This window comes from Shewanella sp. MF05956, assembly GCF_059758055.1.
This window is the reverse complement of record NZ_JCAYNV010000013.1, coordinates 119173-134849: the sequence shown is the minus strand read 5'-3', so window position 1 is coordinate 134849 and position 15677 is coordinate 119173. Positions and strand designations below refer to the sequence as shown.

Genomic DNA, 15677 nt, shown 5'->3' with positions numbered 1-15677 from the left:
TGCTGCTTACTTTGATACAAATACGGAAAATAATTATGTCTGATTGGTCTATCGAAGATGCTCGTGCGGGTTATAACGTGACTCACTGGAGCCAAGGCTTTTACGGTATTCGTGAAGATGGCGAAGTGACTGTGTCACCTGATCCACAAAATCCTAATCATAAAGTTGGCTTAAATGAATTAGCCAAAGATATGGTAAAAGCGGGCGTTTCGTTACCGGTACTTGTACGTTTCCCACAGATTTTGCACCACAGAGTTGAAAGCTTATGTGAAGCATTTAATGATGCTATTACTAAGTACGACTATCAAAATGATTATTTGTTAGTTTACCCGATTAAAGTGAACCAACAACAAACGGTTGTTGAAGAAATTCTGGCTAGCCAAAAATCGAAAGAAGTACCACAGTTAGGCCTTGAAGCGGGCAGTAAGCCTGAGCTAATGGCCGTATTGGCTATGGCGCAAAAAGCAAGCTCTGTAATTGTGTGTAATGGCTACAAAGACAAAGAATACATTCGTTTAGCGTTAATCGGTGAAAAGTTAGGCCACAAAGTCTACATCGTGCTTGAAAAGATGTCAGAACTTAAAATGGTATTGGCCGAAGCTGAAACTTTAGGCGTGACCCCACGTTTAGGCCTTCGTGTACGTTTAGCGTTCCAAGGTAAAGGTAAGTGGCAAGCAAGTGGCGGCGAAAAATCTAAATTTGGTTTGTCTGCTGCGCAAGTATTGAAAGTCGTTGCCGAATTAAAAAATGCTAACATGCTTGATTCTCTGCAGTTATTGCACTTCCACTTAGGGTCGCAAATTGCCAATATCCGTGATATCCGTCAGGGAGTGGGTGAAGCGGGGCGTTTTTATTGTGAACTGCGCCAACTAGGTGCCGACATTAAATGTTTCGATGTGGGCGGTGGTTTAGCAGTTGACTACGATGGTACGCGTAGCCAAAGCAACAACTCAATGAACTATGGTTTAAGTGAATACGCTAACAACATCGTTAATGTGTTAACTGATTTATGTAATGAATACGATCAGCCAATGCCGCGTATTATTTCTGAATCTGGCCGTCACTTAACGGCTCATCACGCGGTATTGATTACCGATGTGATTGGTACTGAAGCGTACATGCCTGAAGTGATTGAAGCACCAGCTGAAGATGATCCGCAGTTGTTACATAACATGTGGCAGTCGTGGGAAGACATTAGCGGTGGCAACGATCAACGTGCCATTATTGAGATCTACCATGATACTCAAAGTGACATTGCTGAAGCGCATTCGTTGTTTTCAGTAGGTCAATTTAGCTTAGCGCATCGTGCTTGGGCTGAACAAGCTCACTTACGCGTATGCCATGAAGTCAAAGGCTTATTAAGCAATAATAATCGTTATCACCGTCCGGTTATCGATGAATTAAATGAAAAGTTAGCCGACAAATTCTTTGTTAACTTCTCTTTATTCCAATCATTACCTGATGCATGGGGTATTGACCAGGTATTCCCTGTATTGCCATTGTCAGGTTTAGATAAAGCGCCTGAGCGCCGTGCCGTGATGTTGGACATTACTTGTGACTCAGACGGTATTGTTGACCAATACGTTGACGGTCAAGGTATTGAAACCACATTGCCTGTGCCAGCGTGGAGCGAAGAAAGTCCTTATCTAATTGGCTTCTTCATGGTGGGTGCATACCAGGAAATCTTGGGAGATATGCATAACCTATTTGGTGATACTAACTCTGCTGTTGTACGTCTTGATGAACATGGCGCTGCAAATATAGAGTCAGTATTGCAAGGTGATACTGTTGCAGACGTATTGCGTTATGTTAACTTAGACGCAGAAGAGTTTATGCGCACTTTTGAAGAGCTAGTGACTCAACATATTGTTGAAGACGAAAGAGAAAGCATTTTAGAAGAGTTACAAGCAGGTCTTGACGGTTATACTTACCTAGAAGATTTCTAATCTTTACTGTTAGTGATTGTTTAAAGAGCCTTAGTTATGAATAATAGCTAAGGCTTTATTTATTATTCTGCGTTTAAGTTATTTTTTAAGAGAGTTTCAAGTATTGATGTTTTTTGAAGGTTCAGAAAAAAAAGTTGAACTGATTGTCGAACCTACTCTAGGGTCGTTGCGATCGTTTGGACGAGCATTTTGGACCGACATCGTTGCGCTAGCGAAAGCAGACATTATTTCTGTTATCAGCAATGATCAATGTGATGCTTATTTACTGAGTGAATCGAGTTTATTTGTATGGGACAAGCGTCTAGTTATCATCACTTGTGGCCTCTCAACCTTGATAGACAGTTTAATCGCTGTTATTGATCACATTGGTATCGCAAATGTAGCGTTTGTAAGTTATCAACGTAAAAATGAATACCTTGCGCATTTGCAAGCCTCTACGTTTGCCGATGACATTAGCCAATTGCGCCAGAAAATACCTGGCAAAGCTTGTCGAATAGGCCATTTAGACAGCCATCACCATTTCATTTTTACTAGCGAAAAAGCGGCTGAGTTAGCCTCAAATGACACCACAAGCGAACTGTTGATGTACCACATTAGTGGGCCGCTCGCGCAGTATTTAATTAGCGAGAATCAATCTGAACAAAAAATTTGTCAGTTATTACAACTCGACACATTGTTTGCTGGTTTTGACTATGACTGTCACCTATTTTCTCCTCTCGGCTTTTCTGTTAATGGTATCAAAGGCGACCGATATTTTACGATTCACATTACTCCGCAAGAGCAAAGCTCTTATGTCAGTGTCGAAACCAATGTGGATGTTAATGCAGCCGATAACCCCATCGCTGTGCAATTACTGGCTTTATTACAGCCTATTAGTTGGGACACTATCGGATTTAATACACCTATTAAGGCGGGGGCTGGTTCTCACAATGTTTGTCTAGCCTATTGCTCATACCCCATTGTTGAAAATTATCATGTGCATTTTAGTCATTTTCAACAGGTTGACACAGAAGTGCTCAATCCCGAATTGATGTAAATTAGCTTGTGTTGCGTTAGGTCTTGAAATGTGGTTTTTTGAAGCAAAAAGATTGGCATAATTAAAAAGCCGTTTAAATAACATCGCCAACGTATAGAGGTTGGCTTTTTTGTGCCTGCTCAGCGTAAAATAGATTTAGCTAGCATAAACAAGGAAACACAATGAGTGATTTAAGTGATATTCGCCGAGAGTACACCCAAGGTGGCTTAAGACGTGGTGACCTACCTGTTAATCCAATGGATTTATTCGAAAAGTGGATGCAGCAAGCCAAAGATGCGCAATTAACCGATCCCACCGCAATGTGTGTTGCCACTGTCGATGAAACCGGCCAACCTTTTCAGCGGATTGTGTTATTAAAACGCTTTGATGATAACGGCTTTGTTTTTTTCACTAACCTTGAAAGCCGTAAAGCCAAACAAATTGGTGTTAATAGTAAAATCAGTTTGTTGTTTCCCTGGCATCCATTAGAGCGTCAGGTGGCCGTTATCGGCGAGGCAGAGCCTTTGTCTATGTTAGATGTGGCGAAGTATTTTATGAGTCGACCAAAAGACAGCCAGATTGCCGCATGGGTTTCAAAACAGTCGAGCAAAATATCTGCTAGGCAGGCTTTAGAGGGTAAATTTGCTGAAATGAAAGCCAAATATGCTCAAGGTGAAGTGCCATTACCTAAATTTTGGGGGGGATATTTAGTGCGTCCTAGCAGTATTGAATTTTGGCAAGGTGGCGAACATCGCCTACACGACCGATTTATATACACTAAGGCTGACAGCGATTGGCAAATAGATCGTTTGGCACCTTAATCTGTGTTAATAAATAGGAGCATTATCGCGTGATAAGCAATAAAATTTGGGTCGATGCTGATGCGTGTCCAAATCCCGTAAAAGACATGTTATTTAGAGCTTCAGAGCGTAAATCTATTCAGTTGGTGTTGGTGGCAAATCAATTGATTAAAGTGCCTATTTCACCCCTCATCAGTATGATTAGAGTGAGCTCTGGGTTTGATGAAGCCGATAATTATATTGTTGAGCAAGTTAACAAGGGTGATTTGGTTATTACCGCCGACATACCGCTGGCTGCCGATGCGATAGATAAAGGGGCGTTGGTGTTAAACCCTCGTGGTACGGTTTACACCACTGAGAACATCAAGCAAACCTTAACCATGCGTGATTTTATGGAAGAAATGCGCAGCAGTGGAATACACACTGGCGGGCCAAACAGTTTCTCTCAAGCTGATAAGCACGCTTTTGCACAGGCATTAGACAAATGGTTGGCCAAAGTAAAATAATGGCTAATTGATTAAACCGTCATCTATACTTATTTTTATAGTGACATAACGCGTTATTGTTAACAAAAAGGACGACATAATGAAAATCGCATTACCTTTGTTCGCTGCTGGGTTATTAAGTTTTCAAGCCATGGCTGGCGATTGGCAAGTTAATCAAGATCATTCACGCGTCAGTTTTATATCGGTTAAGAAAAACGATATTGCTGAAGTTCATCACTTTAAGCATGTTGCTGGTTCACTCACCGATGCGGGCGCTTTTGCACTAACCATTGATTTGAACTCGGTCGATACAGGCATTCAAATTCGTGATGAACGCATGCAAACTATTTTATTTGAGGTGGCACAATTTCCTCAGCTAAAAGTCAACGCTGTCATTAACCCTAAATTACTGATGGGCATGAAAGTGGGTGATACATTAACAACACAAATTGATGCCATGGTTGAAATGCATGGTAAAAAACAAAAGAAAAGTATTGATGTGCTAGTGGCGAAATTGTCAGACAATAAAATGGTAGTCAGTAGTTTTGCGCCAATGATTGTTCAAGCGGATGAATTTAATTTTGTTACAGGTGTCGAAAAACTGAGAGAAATCGCAGGTTTACCCAGTATCAGCTTAGCGGTGCCAGTGTCATTTGTGCTAACCTTAGCGCAATAGCACTTACATATTTGATCATGGCTTTTATCGTATTGATTTAAGTCATATTCATTTTTTAGCAGTATATAAAGGTGAAACAACATGGTTACCGATAAAGACGGATATATGCATTTGATTCAGTATTTAACTGAACACTTAGGCTTGTTTGAAGGGCCTGAAAACAATGCAGCCGCAACGGAGACCGTGATGGAGCTGTTTGAAGAACAGTTCTCTGCGCAGATTATTATGGTTTGCGGTCAAAACCCGCAATTGTCATTTGCGCAGCGTAATATGGTGATACGTGAAATTGATGCGATAGTCTATGATTTAGAAGAGATTTTAGCTAAAGTCGCTAATCATCAAGCGACTGCAGAACAAAGTATTTTTATTACTGAGTTTTCTGGTTTAATTAAAAATTTATTTGATCAAGAAATTGATCATTTATTGCGTTAAGCGCATTGCATTTACCGCGTGAAAGAAATTTGTGGATGTGTGGAATAGACATGTTTAGAAAAATAGCCATTGTTACCGTGTTGAGTTTTTTATCATTACCCGTTTTTGCCAATAGTAAAACGATAATCCGTCAAGTTGAAGAGATGACCGTTTCACAGTCTGATTTGATTTATCAAGCACGGATTGACACGGGGGCAGTGAATACTTCTTTGCATGCCGTGGATTTAGAGATTATTGGTGGCTCTGCTGAAACAATGCAAGGTAATGTCGGTAAACTGGTCGAGTTTACAACCCAAAATGAGCTAGGCGATCAACAACGCCTTCAAGCTGAAATTGTAAAAGTGTCGACGGTCAAAAATGCCTTAGGAACGGAAAGTCGATATACCGTTAAATTAGAAGTGGGCTTTCCCGATAGTTTACAGCCACTTTACGTTAATTTGCGCGACCGCAGCCATATGAACTACAAGTTATTGATAGGTCGTAATTTTTTAAAACAAAAATACGTTGTCGATGTTGCGTCTAAAAAAATAATTGGTCCAGTAGCCCAACTTAATATTAAGCAAATCGGTTTACTTTATACCACTCGTATTGATACCGGCGCTGGCCAGAACTCTTTGCATGCCGTAAATATCAAGGTTGAAAATGAAGACGCGGATGTGATGGAGAACAACATCGGTAAGATGATCCGTTTTGATACTGAAAACGAAAATGGTGAAACGGTTAGTTTTACCACACGAATTAGAGGCGCGACGTTAATTCGCAATGCTCAAGGTTCCGAAATTAGGTATACGGTAAGGTTAAGCATCGGCGAGCCAACAAATGAGTATCAGGTTGACGTTAATTTAACTGACCGAAGTCAAATGGGTTATAAACTGCTTATAGGTCGAAATTGGTTACAAGGCCATTATGTGGTCGATATGTCACTGCCGCATAAACCCATTTAAGACTAACGTTGTTCAAAATACGAATGTTATTCGAAAACAAATGTTATTAAAAAAACCGTTCATGCTGAGCGGTTTTTTTTATCACCCAATGCTTTATCTAATGCCACAGCCGCTTTTGCTCTGCGTTCTCGCTATTTGAAAGGGAACAACCATTACTACATCGCGACGCCTTAATCAAAAACCGTTGGACGCATTTTGAGTGTTCACTTATTAATGCGGATGGGTAAAAATGAATGTTTTTGACACGACGACACAACTTGACTTGTATTAGTTCTCGCTACAATAGCGGCAATGACAACATAGTGGTACTTAATCCCTTAATTTATATCCCATTAATCTGACCATTACGCCATCGAGTTTCTGTCTTTGTATTGAAACCTAGACGTTGATAGAGAACAGACTTAAAAAGCCCTTCACAACGCTTTTTTGTTGGCTAATTTGAGCTTGTCAGTACGAAGGCGCTGATATTGAAATGTTGAAAAGACGGTTTCACAATTGATAATCTGGCGTGTTTAACATGACAGATAAGCTCACAATTAGAAATTGCAGTTAAATACAGCTATTTGCCACTAAAAAATCCAATAATGACTAGTAAAATCACGGTCGCTAACGTAAAATTTCTCTCTTTAATTTTAACCCTAGCTTTAGCTCTTTGTGGCAAATAACAAGAGTTAAACTATCGCGTCGGCACTATTGATTTATTTGATTTATTTGATAGTCGAATCAGACGCCCAATCGCATTGATATGCACAAATGCAGTGGATGATAACATGCAGCAGTTAACCGAGATCGTAGAACAAGCCTTAGAGGTCATTGACAAGGCCAGTGATCTAAAGACATTGGATGATATCCGTGTCGATTACCTTGGTAAAAAAGGTAAAATCACAGACATGATGAAAATGATGGGATCAATCAGCGCAGAAGAAAAGCCTGCCTTTGGTCAAGCCGTCAACCAAGCTAAACAAGCCGTACAGCAAAAGCTGACTGAGCGTATCGATGGATTGAAAGCCTCGGAATTAGAAGCAAAATTAATTGCTGAAAAAATCGATGTCACTTTACCGGGTCGTACCTTAGAAATCGGTGGCTTACATCCGGTTACTCGTACTATCGAACGCATTGAAACCTTTTTCGGTGAGTTAGGCTTTGTTGTTAAACAAGGTCCTGAAATCGAAGATGATTTTCATAACTTTGATGCGCTAAATATTTCTGAACATCATCCCGCTCGTGCCGATCACGATACGTTTTATTTTAATCCTAAAGTGATGTTGCGTACCCAAACCTCTGGCGTACAAATTCGCACCATGGAACACGAAAAACCACCGCTGCGTATTATTTCTCCAGGCCGTGTTTATCGTAACGATTATGACCAAACACACACACCGATGTTCCATCAGGTTGAAGGGTTGATGGTTGCAGAAAACGTCAACTTTGCTGAACTAAAAGGCATTTTGCACGATTTTTTACGTAACTTCTTTGAAGAAGATTTAGAAGTGCGTTTCCGTCCATCTTACTTCCCATTCACAGAACCTTCAGCTGAAGTAGACGTGATGGGCAAAAACGGTAAATGGTTAGAGGTTTTAGGCTGCGGTATGGTGCACCCAAATGTGCTTCGCAGTGTGGGCATTGACCCTGAAAAATACTCTGGTTTTGCTTTTGGTATGGGCGTTGAGCGTTTAACCATGTTGCGCTACGGCGTAAATGATTTACGTGCCTTCTTCGAAAACGATTTACGTTTTCTTAAGCAATTCAAATAACGGAGCAATATTAGATGAAATTCAGTGAATCTTGGCTTCGTGAATGGGTTAACCCATCGATAAGTCGTGACGCATTATCACACCAAATTACCATGGCAGGTCTTGAAGTTGACGGCGTTGATCCCGTAGCGGCTGATTTTAGCGGCGTGATTATTGGTGAAGTGGTTGAATGTGGTCAGCATCCAGATGCTGACAAACTACGTGTAACTAAAATCAATGTGGGTGGCGATGAGCTTATCGACATCGTATGTGGCGCACCAAACTGCCGTTTAGGCTTAAAAGTTGCGGTTGCTATGGTGGGCGCAGTATTGCCTGGCGATTTTAAAATTAAAAAAGCCAAATTGCGTGGCCAGCCATCAATGGGCATGCTTTGCTCATACGGTGAACTTGGTATCGATATCGAAAGCGATGGTATTATTGAGCTGCCAGCAGATGCGCCATTAGGCGTTAATGTGCGTGAGTTTTTACAACTAGATGATGCCATTATTGATGTTGACTTAACTGCCAACCGTGCTGACTGTTTAGGCATGGCTGGTCTTGCGCGCGAAGTGGGCGTTTTAAACCGTCAAGCAGTGACAGAGCCTACTTGGCAAGCTGTGAGCGCAACGATTGATGCGCCATATAGCATCAATGTAGTCTCGCCTGACTTGTGTCCACGTTATTTAGGCCGTGTGGTTAAAAATATCAATGTGAAAGCGGCAACACCGCTGTGGATGCAGGAAAAGTTGCGTCGTAGCGGTATTCGTTCAATCGACCCGATTGTCGATATTACTAACTATGTGTTGATTGAATTTGGTCAGCCCATGCACGCTTTTGACTTAAACACCTTAAATGGCGGTATTACCGTACGTTTAGCGGATGGCGTTGAAAAGCTAACGTTACTCGATGGTAACGAAATTACCATCCCCAACGACACATTAGTGATTGCCGATGACAAACAAGCTGTTGCGCTTGCAGGTGTCTTTGGTGGCGAAAGCACAGGTGTGAATGAAAACACTCAAGACATCTTGTTAGAGTGTGCATTCTTTGCACCACTTGCCATTATGGGTAAATCTCGTCGCTTAGGCTTACACACAGATGCCTCACACCGATTTGAACGTGGTGTAGACCCAGAGCTTCAACATAAGGTAATGGATCGCGCTACACGTCTTGTATTGGACATCTGTGGTGGCGAAGCTGGCCAAGTGATTGAAGCGGTTTCTGCTGAGCATTTACCGAAAGCGGCAACCATTACATTACGTCGTAACAAGTTAGACAAAACTTTAGGCCATCACATTCCTGATTCTGACGTTGTGGAAATTTTAGAGCGTTTAGGCTTTAACGTTGAGGCGGCTAATGATTCATGGCAGGTCACTACCGCGACGTACCGCTTTGATATGGCGATTGAAGAAGATTTAATCGAAGAAGTGGCGCGTATTTACGGTTACAACAACATTCCGAACACCGCGCCACAAGCTGCGTTAACAATGCCTGATCACAAAGAAGCGGATATTTCGCTTAAGCGTGTTCGTAGTGTTTTTGTTGCCCGAGGCTTCCAAGAAGCGGTGACGTACAGCTTTGTTGACCCTAAGATGCAAAATATCGTGCATCCAGGTGAAGAAGCCATGGTATTGCCAAACCCGATTTCTATTGAAATGTCGGCCATGCGCTTATCAATGTTTACCGGTTTACTGACTGCAGTGGGTTATAACCAGAGCCGTCAGCAAAATAGAGTACGATTATTTGAGACGGGTTTACGCTTTGTTCCTGATGCACAAGCAGATTCTGGCGTTCGCCAGCAAGCCATGCTGGGCGCGGTTATTTCAGGTGTGCAAAACGAAGAACATTGGTCAATGGAATCGAAAACTGTCGACTTCTTTGATTTAAAAGGTGATTTAGAAGCAATTCTCGGCTTGACAGTTGCCGCTTCTGAATTTAGTTTTAAAGGGGCAACACATCCTGCGCTGCATCCAGGTCAATGTGCTGAAATATTAAGAAATAATCGAGTCATTGGTTACATCGGCGCTATCCATCCAAGTTTGGAAAAGCCGTTTGGACTCAATGGCAAAACAATTGTTTTTGAGTTAGAACTGGATGCATTATTGCACGCCCGTTTGCCGCTAGCCCAAGCTGTATCTAAGTTTCCTGCTAACCGTCGCGATATCGCGCTAGTAGTAGACGAAGCAGTTTCTGCAACTGATGTTATGAATTTGATAAGAAAAGTTGGCGAAAATCAGTTGGTTGGCTTAAACTTGTTCGATGTATACCAAGGTAAAGGTGTTGAGCCTGGCAAAAAGAGCCTCGCTATCGCACTTACATTACAAGACACTACTCGTACACTTGAAGAAAAAGATATTACCGAAACTATGGATTCAGTATTATCCGCTCTTAAGACCGAGTTCAACGCATCGTTGAGGGATTAAAGTATGGCACTTACCAAAGCCGAAATGGCAGAACATCTTTTTGAAACATTAGGCATCAACAAACGTGTCGCTAAAGAGATGGTAGAGTCTTTTTTTGAAGAAATTCGTGAAGCACTCGAAAGTGGTGAGCAGGTCAAGCTATCTGGCTTTGGCAACTTTGACCTTAGGGACAAGAATCAAAGACCGGGAAGGAACCCGAAAACTGGTGAAGATATTCCCATTTCTGCTCGTCGTGTTGTAACTTTCCGTCCTGGACAGAAGTTAAAAGCACGCGTTGAAGCGGCAAATTCGGGTAAGAAATAGATCACTGGTTAATACGCCAAATCCGTTTACTGGATCTGTATTACTAAGAGCCACTCTTTATTGAGTGGCTCTTTTGTTTTTGAGTTTGCCACAGGATTGGTATAATCCTAGATATCAAGCTTAAGTGTGTATTGTTCGTGCACGTTCATTTGGAGTGTTCTTTTGTCTCGAGAAACAAAACATTTTGATACCCGCTTTAAAATGGCCTTATTACATCCCCGTTATTGGGCGACATGGCTAGCCATAGCGGTATTGTTTTTATTTGGTATTTTACCCGCCAGTGTGCGTGACCCTATTGCCAGGTTTTTGGCGGTCATAGTGATGAAAGTGGCCAAAAAGCCTATCAATATTGCCCGAATTAATATCAGTCATTGTTTTCCTGAATGGTCGGAAGCAGAGGTTGCAGAATTAGTTAAGCGCAATGTGCGGATGTTTGTGTTGGTACTGCTTTCACAAGCGGAATTACTGTTTAGATCTACGGCTCATTTAAAGCGTCGTATCCAAATGAATGGCTTTGAGCACGTCAAAGCGGCCAGAGATGCTGGTCAACCTATTATTTTTATTATGCCTCACGTGTGGCCAATGGAATACGCAGGGCTACGTGTCAACATGGAAATTCCCATCGTAACGATGGCAAAAGCGCATCGCAACGGTTTGTTTAACTGGTTTAGTAATCGTATGCGCACTAGCCAAAATGGCCGCGTGTACATGCGTGAAGCGGGGATCCGCGCGTTATTAGCCGAGCTTAAAAAAGATAACAGCTTCTTTTATTTGCCCGATGAAGATTTAGGACCAGATAAAAGCGTATTTACGCCGTTTTTAGGTACAGTAAAAGCGACATTACCCGTAGTGGGTCGTCTTGCCCAAGCGGGCAACGCCCAAGTGATGCCCGTAAATATTGGCTATAATGAACAAGCTAAGCAATTTGTTATGACGATAATGCCCGCGATAGATCCACAAGATATGGCAGGTAAAGAAAACGAAGCGTTGGCGTTAAATAAAGCGGTTGAGCAGGTGATTAAAGCTTACCCAGAACAATACATGTGGTTTTTAAAGCTGCTTAAAACGCGCCCGCCAGGCGAGCAGCGGTTTTACTAACACACGTATTACCATAGCGTTAAAGATGCGCTAACAAGCTCAACAATACTGAATATAAGAACAATAAGAGGTTTATATGGATTTTAATGAATTGTTATCAGCCTTATCGTTTGTGGTGTTCACTTATGACACCCGGCCGATTACCTTGCTGCAGCTCTTGCAAGTGCCGTTATACATCTTTTTAGCCTGGTTTATTATTACTCGTGCCGGTCGATTGATTGTCAAAGCCTTAAAACGTCGTAATGTTGGAGCTGATGCGATCCATTTATTCACTCGCATGTACTTTATTATCAGTATTGCGGTGCTGGTGTTTACTAGTATGGAGATTTTAAATATTCCATTAACCGCATTTGCGTTTGTGTCTGGTGCGATTGCCATTGGTGTCGGTTTTGGTGCGCAAAACATCATTAATAACTTTATCAGTGGTTGGATTTTGATGTGGGAGCGGCCAATTCGTATTGGCGACTTTTTAGAAGTCGGCGAAGCGCGTGGTGTGGTTGAATGTATTAATACTCGCTCAACGTTAATTCGTCGTAACGATGGCGTACACATGTTGGTGCCAAATAGCCAGTTACTTGAAAACACCGTGACCAACTGGACCTTAATTGATAAAAACGCCCGTACCTTTATTCGAGTTGGGGTGGCTTATGGTTCTGATGTGATTAAAGTCCGCGAGTTGATTTATCAGGTGATTGGTGAACGTGATGATATTTTGCCACAACCTAAACCGTTAGTGTTGTTTGAAGACTTTGGCGATAACGCACTTATTTTTGATTTAATCTTTTGGGTGAGTGCGGTATCTGAAACCGATATTCGCCGTCGCCGCAGTGAAATTCGCTTTAGAATGTATGAGTTGTTTAATGAACATCAAGTGGTCATAGCCTACCCACAACGTGATTTACATGTTGATGGCAATTTAACCATTACTCAAAGCCATAAAAACTAAATGCTCACCATTTTGAAATAATAAAAAAGACGCCGCGGCGTCTTTTTTGTTGTTTATTTAGCAGCACTAAAGCATGGCTAAATGGATGCTATTTGCTGGCTTTGGTGTGGCGATCCAATAAATTTTTATTGATATCAGCCATTGATAAACCTTGGTCTTCAAGTAACACGATTAAGTGATACATCAAATCAGAGGCTTCATTAACCAGCTCTTCTTTGTCGTGAGTGGCTGCAGCAAGTGCGGTTTCTAAGCCTTCTTCACCGACTTTTTGGGCAATGCGCTTCGTACCACGTTCAAACAATGACGCGGTATAGCTTGAGTCTGCACTTTGGCCTTTACGTGAAATAATCAAATTGGTCAGATTATCAATAAAAGGGTGCGCGTTGCCGTCTTTCCAGCAGCTTTCTGTGCCTGTGTGGCAGGTTGGGCCGTTGGGAATGACTTGCACTAAAAAGCTGTCGTTGTCGCAGTCTTTGTCGATAGCGATAAGGTCGAGTGTATTACCTGAGGTTTCACCTTTGGTCCATAAACGCTGCTTAGAGCGGCTAAAAAAGGTAACCTGCTTAGTGGCTAGAGTTTTTTCTAAAGCCGCCTGGTCCATGTACCCAAGCATCAGCACTTTGCCTGTTAGGTGATGTTGAACCACCGCTGGGATCAACCCTTGTTGTTTATCCCAATCTACGTTCGTGCTGTCAAATACGATATCAGTCATTAAAATTCTCTTTTTTAGGCAACGTTATAAACGAATGGCGATGTTATTGGCGTGTAAGTATTGCTTTAACTCACCAATATCAATAATGCCTTTATGAAATACGCTTGCGGCTAATGCAGCATCAACTTTGGCCTGTTCAAATACGGTTTTAAAGTGTTCCATGGTGCCAGCGCCACCAGAGGCAATTAACGGCACATCACAAATAGCGCGTATCATGCTGAGTTGTTTTATGTCGTAACCGCCACGTACGCCGTCTTGGTTCATCACGTTAAGCACGATTTCACCACAACCACGTTTTTGTACTTCTTCAACCCAGTCTTGAGTATACCATTGGGTGTCTTTGGTCGCGGCTTCATCGCCAGTAAACTGTTTGACTTTATAGCTATCGGTTGCTTCGTCGTAGTATGAGTCAATTCCAATCACAATACACTGACGACCAAACTCATCTTGCAAGCGCGAGATCAAGCTTGGATCGGTTAATGCGGGTGAATTGATTGATATTTTGTCGGCACCAAAGGCCAATTTTTCCCGTGCCTGTTCAATGGTTTTAATACCACCGGCTACACAAAAGGGAATATCTATTTGCTCCGCGACGCGGCTCACCCAGGATTTATCGATTACCCGATCGTGGGCACTGGCGGTAATGTCATAAAACACCAACTCATCTGCACCTTCTTCGGCATAACGGGCGGCGAGGGGAACGATGTCACCGACAATTTCGTGGTTGCGAAATTGTACGCCTTTAACCACTTTACCTTCACGAACGTCAAGACAAGGAACTATGCGTTTGGCCAGCATTGTATTGCCTCCTCAACGGTAAATTGATTAATCAGCAAGGCTTTGCCGATAATAATGCCCGATGCTTTGCTGTCGCGAACAGCGGCAACATTGTCGAGAGTGGCGATACCGCCAGAGGCTTGCCACAGAATGTGAGGGTAAGCAGCTGCCAGCTCTGTATAAAGCTCGGTATTGGCGCCGGTTAAGGTGCCATCACGGCTGATGTCAGTGACGAGGGCATGCTTTAAACCAACGGTTTCAAACTCCGCGACTAATGATTCCAATGACTTACCGCCACCTGATTGCCAGCCTGATACCGCGACAATTTTTTCGCCTGCGTCATTAATATTGACATCAAGCGCTAAACAAATGGCATCGCTGCCGTATTTTATAAACCAGCTTTTAACCAGTTCAGGTTCTTTAACGGCTAGTGAGCCAATTACCACGCGTTTAACACCAATATTAAGCAGTTCTGCGACTTGTTCTTCACTGCGAATACCGCCTCCAACTTGAATATCAACATTGAGTCCTGCTGCTAATTCGCTGATCAGCTGGGTTTGACGTTTGTTGGGATCTTTTGCGCCAGTGAGGTCAACAATGTGCAGTAACGTAGCACCTTGTGCTTGATAAGACTGCAATTGTGCAAGCGGGCTTAAGTCAAAGGTGGTTTGTTTGTCGTAGTCGCCCTGGTATAGGCGCACCACTTGGCCGTCAATTAAATCTATGGCAGGAATAATCACTGTGGTGTCCCCATATTTAGAAAGTTTTGTAAAATTTGAGCACCGACTTTAGCGCTCTTTTCTGGGTGGAATTGGACCCCAAAAAAGTTACCTTTACCAATGGCGGCACTAAATGATTCGCCATAAGTGCTGCTGGCTAAGGTGTATTCACTGATGGGCGCGCGGTAGCTGTGCACAAAGTAAACATAACTGCCATTTTCAATCCCACTAAATAATGGGTGGTCGCCAACGTCTATTTGGTTCCAGCCCATGTGCGGTAATGGCAAGCCTTTGCTGTCAAGATCGCCAATGTCAGTCGGTACTAGGCCTAAACAGGTAATATCTTGCTCGCTACGCCCGCCATGCTCATTTGATAAACTGGCAAGCATTTGCATGCCAAGACACACACCCATGACCGGCTGAGTTAAACTTTTAATCAACTCGATTAAGTTTTTTTGCTTTAGTGCATCCATTGCGGCGCCGGCGGTGCCCACACCAGGCAGCACTACGCGCGCAGCGCTGCGAATAACATCAAAGTCAGCACTGACAACGACATTGGCGTTAAGACGTTCAAAAGCGAATCGTACAGAGCTTAAATTGGCGCAGCCCGTGTCGATAATCACTGTGAGGTCATTGCTTGAAGAAACAGATTGTTGTGTCACATTAGC

The 15677-nt window shown here is 42.5% G+C and carries 16 protein-coding genes; 12 read left to right on the top strand and 4 right to left on the bottom strand.

Going from position 1 to position 15677, the window contains the following annotated elements; genetic code table 11:
* Nucleotides 1-35 precede the first annotated feature (35 nt).
* The 12 genes from speA to AC19MX_RS15250 all read left to right on the top strand — a co-directional run bounded on the left by speA (nucleotide 36) and on the right by AC19MX_RS15250 (nucleotide 12801).
* Nucleotides 36-1946 (top strand): biosynthetic arginine decarboxylase, encoded by a 1911-nt coding sequence (speA, locus tag AC19MX_RS15305; RefSeq protein WP_432399620.1) that lies wholly within the window; start codon nucleotides 36-38, stop codon nucleotides 1944-1946.
* 106 nt (nucleotides 1947-2052) lie between these two features.
* On the top strand, nucleotides 2053-2982 hold the full coding sequence (locus AC19MX_RS15300) for an adenosylmethionine decarboxylase (protein ID WP_432399833.1): 930 nt from the start codon (nucleotides 2053-2055) through the stop codon (nucleotides 2980-2982).
* Nucleotides 2983-3143: 161 nt separating this feature from the next.
* Nucleotides 3144-3782, top strand: coding sequence for a pyridoxamine 5'-phosphate oxidase (pdxH, locus tag AC19MX_RS15295; RefSeq protein ID WP_432399619.1), 639 nt, complete (start codon nucleotides 3144-3146; stop codon nucleotides 3780-3782).
* A 29-nt stretch (nucleotides 3783-3811) separates the two neighbouring features.
* The gene (locus AC19MX_RS15290) at nucleotides 3812-4267 is read left to right on the top strand and encodes a YaiI/YqxD family protein (RefSeq protein WP_432399618.1); all 456 of its coding nucleotides are present in this window, start codon (nucleotides 3812-3814) and stop codon (nucleotides 4265-4267) included.
* Nucleotides 4268-4346: 79 nt separating this feature from the next.
* On the top strand, nucleotides 4347-4922 hold the full coding sequence (locus tag AC19MX_RS15285) for a YceI family protein (RefSeq protein WP_498299141.1): 576 nt from the start codon (nucleotides 4347-4349) through the stop codon (nucleotides 4920-4922).
* Nucleotides 4923-5003: 81 nt separating this feature from the next.
* On the top strand, nucleotides 5004-5354 hold the full coding sequence (locus tag AC19MX_RS15280; RefSeq protein ID WP_498299140.1) for a DUF3802 family protein: 351 nt from the start codon (nucleotides 5004-5006) through the stop codon (nucleotides 5352-5354).
* 50 nt (nucleotides 5355-5404) lie between these two features.
* Nucleotides 5405-6298: a putative ATP-dependent zinc protease gene (locus AC19MX_RS15275; RefSeq protein WP_432399615.1), complete on the top strand. Its 894-nt coding sequence runs from the start codon at nucleotides 5405-5407 to the stop codon at nucleotides 6296-6298.
* A 770-nt stretch (nucleotides 6299-7068) separates the two neighbouring features.
* Nucleotides 7069-8052: a phenylalanine--tRNA ligase subunit alpha gene (gene pheS / locus AC19MX_RS15270; RefSeq protein WP_432399614.1), complete on the top strand. Its 984-nt coding sequence runs from the start codon at nucleotides 7069-7071 to the stop codon at nucleotides 8050-8052.
* A gap of 14 nt (nucleotides 8053-8066) precedes the next feature.
* Nucleotides 8067-10454 carry a phenylalanine--tRNA ligase subunit beta gene (gene pheT / locus AC19MX_RS15265; RefSeq protein WP_498299139.1) on the top strand — a complete coding sequence of 796 codons (2388 nt, stop codon included), beginning with the start codon at nucleotides 8067-8069 and terminating at the stop codon, nucleotides 10452-10454.
* A 3-nt stretch (nucleotides 10455-10457) separates the two neighbouring features.
* Nucleotides 10458-10757, top strand: coding sequence for an integration host factor subunit alpha (gene ihfA, locus AC19MX_RS15260; RefSeq protein WP_432399611.1), 300 nt, complete (start codon nucleotides 10458-10460; stop codon nucleotides 10755-10757).
* 162 nt (nucleotides 10758-10919) lie between these two features.
* Entirely contained in the window at nucleotides 10920-11855 is a 936-nt protein-coding gene (gene lpxM / locus AC19MX_RS15255) for a lauroyl-Kdo(2)-lipid IV(A) myristoyltransferase (protein ID WP_432399610.1), read from the top strand.
* Between the two features lie 76 nt (nucleotides 11856-11931).
* Nucleotides 11932-12801 (top strand): mechanosensitive ion channel family protein, encoded by an 870-nt coding sequence (locus AC19MX_RS15250; protein WP_432399609.1) that lies wholly within the window; start codon nucleotides 11932-11934, stop codon nucleotides 12799-12801.
* Between the two features lie 88 nt (nucleotides 12802-12889).
* On the opposite strand, the gene hisIE is transcribed toward AC19MX_RS15250, so the two are convergent.
* Genes hisIE through hisH form a run of 4 tightly spaced genes read right to left on the bottom strand, consistent with a single transcriptional unit; the run spans nucleotide 12890 to nucleotide 15671 of the window.
* Nucleotides 12890-13513: a bifunctional phosphoribosyl-AMP cyclohydrolase/phosphoribosyl-ATP diphosphatase HisIE gene (gene hisIE, locus AC19MX_RS15245; RefSeq protein ID WP_498299138.1), complete on the bottom strand. Its 624-nt coding sequence runs from the start codon at nucleotides 13511-13513 to the stop codon at nucleotides 12890-12892.
* A gap of 24 nt (nucleotides 13514-13537) precedes the next feature.
* Nucleotides 13538-14311 carry an imidazole glycerol phosphate synthase subunit HisF gene (hisF, locus tag AC19MX_RS15240; protein ID WP_498299137.1) on the bottom strand — a complete coding sequence of 258 codons (774 nt, stop codon included), beginning with the start codon at nucleotides 14309-14311 and terminating at the stop codon, nucleotides 13538-13540.
* Nucleotides 14293-15030: a 1-(5-phosphoribosyl)-5-[(5-phosphoribosylamino)methylideneamino]imidazole-4-carboxamide isomerase gene (gene hisA, locus AC19MX_RS15235; RefSeq protein WP_498299136.1), complete on the bottom strand. Its 738-nt coding sequence runs from the start codon at nucleotides 15028-15030 to the stop codon at nucleotides 14293-14295. The genes hisF and hisA overlap by 19 nt, the downstream gene beginning before the upstream one ends.
* Entirely contained in the window at nucleotides 15027-15671 is a 645-nt protein-coding gene (gene hisH, locus AC19MX_RS15230; protein WP_498299135.1) for an imidazole glycerol phosphate synthase subunit HisH, read from the bottom strand. Before hisH ends, hisA begins: the two co-directional genes overlap by 4 nt.
* Nucleotides 15672-15677: the final 6 nt, after the last annotated feature.